The 3,304-nt window shown below is 69.3% G+C and carries 4 protein-coding genes and 1 pseudogene; 3 read left to right on the plus strand and 2 right to left on the minus strand.

The window, feature by feature from the left end:
* Positions 1 to 475, minus strand: a pseudogene (locus QH470_RS00030) (hypothetical protein); the annotation flags it as partial.
* A gap of 732 nt (positions 476 to 1,207) precedes the next feature.
* On the opposite strand from QH470_RS00030, the gene QH470_RS00035 reads away from it, so the two are divergent.
* Together QH470_RS00035 and QH470_RS00040 are read left to right on the plus strand one after the other, a co-directional pair.
* Positions 1,208 to 1,405 (plus strand): hypothetical protein, encoded by a 198-nt coding sequence (locus QH470_RS00035; RefSeq protein ID WP_280270144.1) that lies wholly within the window; start codon positions 1,208 to 1,210, stop codon positions 1,403 to 1,405.
* Complete coding sequence (locus QH470_RS00040; RefSeq protein WP_280270145.1) at positions 1,402 to 2,226, plus strand: hypothetical protein; 825 nt, start codon at positions 1,402 to 1,404, stop codon at positions 2,224 to 2,226. The genes QH470_RS00035 and QH470_RS00040 overlap by 4 nt, the downstream gene beginning before the upstream one ends.
* A gap of 73 nt (positions 2,227 to 2,299) precedes the next feature.
* On the opposite strand, the gene QH470_RS00045 is transcribed toward QH470_RS00040, so the two are convergent.
* Positions 2,300 to 2,944: a TetR/AcrR family transcriptional regulator gene (locus QH470_RS00045; protein WP_280270146.1), complete on the minus strand. Its 645-nt coding sequence runs from the start codon at positions 2,942 to 2,944 to the stop codon at positions 2,300 to 2,302.
* A gap of 156 nt (positions 2,945 to 3,100) precedes the next feature.
* Here QH470_RS00045 and QH470_RS00050 point away from each other — a divergent pair.
* The coding region (locus tag QH470_RS00050) for an ATP-binding cassette domain-containing protein (protein ID WP_280270147.1) at positions 3,101 to 3,304 on the plus strand (204 nt) is incomplete at its 3' end.

Here is a 3,304-nt window from a genome sequence, read left to right on the forward strand (position 1 = left end):
GGCGGGGGGGGGGGGGGGGGGGGCGGCCCCTGCGCCCCCGCCCCCCCCCCCCCCCCCCCCCCCCGCCGGGGCGGGGGGCCCCCGCCCCCCCCCCGGCCCCCCCGCCCCCCCCCGGCGGCCCCCCCCCCCCCCCCCCCACGATCGCGCCCACGGCGACGCCGCAAGCCACCAGCGCGACAGCGACCACGACCCGGAGCCGACCCGGCACCCGGCGGGATTTGCGGGCGGGCGGGGCCAGCGTGCGCTGTACGACATCGGGATCGAGCGCCCACTCGGGTGTCGGGATCTGCGGCGCCGCCGCGGCCGGTGGGCTCGCCGGTGCGTCACCGGGCTGCCAGGTCAGCTCCGGCTGCTGCGACGGAATGTCTTGCATCAGCCAGTCGGGAGGTCCCAGGGGCGGGCCGAACCCCGGCAGTTGCGCCGGTCCGGGCCCGGTATCCGCGGGCCGGTTGGACCGGCCGGTATCCGCACCCACCGCTCTCCTTCCCTCCTGTCCCACAAGAGGTCTCACACCACGACGACGATGCCACCGCAGCGCCGCGACTCACAACAACGACGTCTTCCCATCATTGGCAACAATGGATAGTTGCGCCGAGCCGCGAACAGTCTCTCGCATTCGGGCGGTTCTCGCCACCGCAATCATGATCATTTCCCCGGGACAAAGCCGGCGGAGCGGCGCCGGGAAACGCTCGGCGGAATCACTACCGAACAGAAACATGCCGCCGCGGCCCGTTATCGGAATAGATCGAACGGGCCGGTGAAAATAATTGCCATTCGCAATGTCCGACAAGAGCCGGTGACGCAGCGGGGACACCGGGCGGCGGCCACCGCCACTCGCTATCAGTAACTTGCCGGAAACACGCGGTACGGCCTCGATCCCACGAGTCGGGCCGAAGCATCGGCAGCCTGGCCAGCACAACCCGTGCCACCGCCCGGAACAGGCGTGATCCAGGTCTCAGACCAGGCATGTTAGTCGTGTCACAGGACCAGACCGAGAGGCATGCTCGTGGTTCGCCGTCGTACCCGCGCCGGCTCCTCGGCACCCCGAGGGCAAACCCCCACGGAAGACGGTGATTCGGACACCGTCCAACGACTTGTCCCAAATTCTGAGTCGCAGACATTTCGCAAACTTCGATGTGACCCAGCTCTCCGAGTGGTACCGTTGTTGCGGTTGACCTCGTAAGTACACGGTTCTACGGTAATTTCGATGGTCGAAGCAGCCCGTCGCCGATTCAAACTAAATATTCGACCGGAGAAAATGGGCGATCCCCGTTCACCTCACCGGTTCAACGATATAAAGAAAGCCTCAGGCTCAGAAGAATGGTTCAGCCAAACACCCCGCGCAGCAATGAAGTTCAGCTTCGTCGACCCGAAATCGGGCGGCAGGCACGCGATGTCGCGATGACGAGTCGCGATCTACGTGTGTACTGGGGTTTTCTATGTGCGGCAGCGCTGAGCCTCGCCACCACCGTCCTGCTCTTCCAGCCCTGGCTGACCGCCCAGGGCCCGAACGGCCGGATCCTGGCCGACGCCTTCGGCCGGACGCAGGGCACCACCGACGCGAACACCGCCGACACCTGGGGCGAGGGCGCGTACCCGGCGCACATCAGCGGCGGCTGGGGCATTCTCACCGCCGCCGCGGCGATCACGACGATCTTCGCGGTGGGCATGTACCTGCGCGACGGTAGCCCCTCGCTGGCCCTGCTCGTGCTGGGATCCAGTGCGGGACAGGCTCTTTCGGTGTTCTGCACGCTGCTGTACCTCAACGGCAAGAGCCAGGCGTTCAAGACCCTCGTCGAGACTTCCGGCACCGGCGGGCTGCGGGATCTGCTGTCGGGCAACGGCACCTCGAATATTCGTGAGGTCGCCAGTGTCAGCCTGGGCGCGGCGGCCATGCTCGGCGGCATCACCGCGCTCGGCTGCGTCCTGATCGTGCTGACCTCCATCATGCCGATCCGCGGCAACGGCCAGGCCGCGACCGGCCTGCCCGCCGATCCCGGTCCGGACGCCCCGGCACAGCCGACCCCGACGCCCGAGAGCACGCATTCGGCCAGGGCGCTCAACGCCTCCGACGCCGACCGGCGTGCCGCCGTCCCTGCGCCGCGGCCCGACACCCGGCCGCACGCCGAAGCTCGCCTGGACGGAATGATCGTCCGCCTGCCGTTCGCGCCGAGCACCGCCCGGACCGATTCCCCGCTGTTCGCGGGCTCGGCCGCCGAACGCTGAGGGTTCGCGAACACATACTCGATGGGCACCCGCTCCACTATTGGAGCGGGTGCCCATCGCTTTTTACGGTCACTCAGCGTGCCGCGGAGAAGGCGCCCGCGGAGGCGGCGAGTGCGGCGCCGTTCGCCGCACGGTCGGGAAGGTCCGGATCGGGCGGCGTACGCAGCAGGACCAAGTGGTGATAGAGCGGCGCGGTCGAGGCGACCAGCAGCGCACGCGCGTCGACGCCGGGCGAAAGTTCTTGACGCCGGATCGCCCGCTCCACGACGATCTCGCACTGCGCGTACCGGTCCTCCCATAGCCGTCGCAGCGCACGGGCGGCCTCCTCGGACCGGAACGACACCGCGATGAGGGCGGCCGCGATCGACGGCTGCTCGAGCAGCGAGTCCTGAATCTCCGTATTGAGCGCCGCCAGGTCGCCGCACAGTGAGCCGGTGTCGGGCGGCTCCCAGTCGAGATCGCCTGCGGCGGTGAAGATGTCGGCGATCAGGCCGCCGACATCGTGCCAGCGGCGGTACACCGTCGCGCGGTGGACACCGGCGCGGGCGGCCACCGCGTCGACGGTCAGCGCGTCGTAGCCGTGCTCGGCCAGCTCCGCCTGGACCGCGTCGAGCACCTGGGCGCGGATGCGGGCGGTCCGGCCACCAGGGCGGGCACGGGCCGACGGTCCGGGGCTGTCGGGGGGTCGGGAACTGTCGGCGGGCGGGGCGGAATTCATCGGCAGGATCCGTTTGCTTGACGGGGCAGGACTGTAGCGCTATCTTAATGCAACAGTTGTCGCACTAGTGAGGTTTGCCGATGTTCTTCCGGAGTGTTCACCCGGCCCTGCGGTCCCCCGTGGCCGCGAAGTCCTCGAATGCTTCGGAGTGTGTGCATGCCTACCCAGATCACCGCGCTCGCGGTCAGCAAGTCCTTCGACGGCCGATGCGTCCTCGATGAGGTGACGTGTTCGCTCGCCGCGGGGGAGCGCCCGGGCATAGTCGGAGAGAACCGGTCCGGCAAGACGCCCCAGCAGCGCCTGTTAGCCGGGCGGGGGCGGCCCGATCAAGGCGAGATCGTGGTCCAGGCCGCCCGCGGG

This window comes from Nocardia wallacei (assembly GCF_029868745.1).
GTDB lineage: Bacteria > Actinomycetota > Actinomycetes > Mycobacteriales > Mycobacteriaceae > Nocardia > Nocardia wallacei_B.

What these genes read in the sequence shown, in the direction of transcription:
- QH470_RS00040 (WP_280270145.1), top strand. Translation starts at nt 1,402, where the DNA reads ATGACGAGTCGCGATCTACGTGTGTACTGGGGTTTTCTATGTGCGGCA.
- QH470_RS00045 (WP_280270146.1), bottom strand. Translation starts at nt 2,944, where the DNA reads ATGAATTCCGCCCCGCCCGCCGACAGTTCCCGACCCCCCGACAGCCCC.
- QH470_RS00035 (WP_280270144.1), top strand. Translation starts at nt 1,208, where the DNA reads ATGGTCGAAGCAGCCCGTCGCCGATTCAAACTAAATATTCGACCGGAG.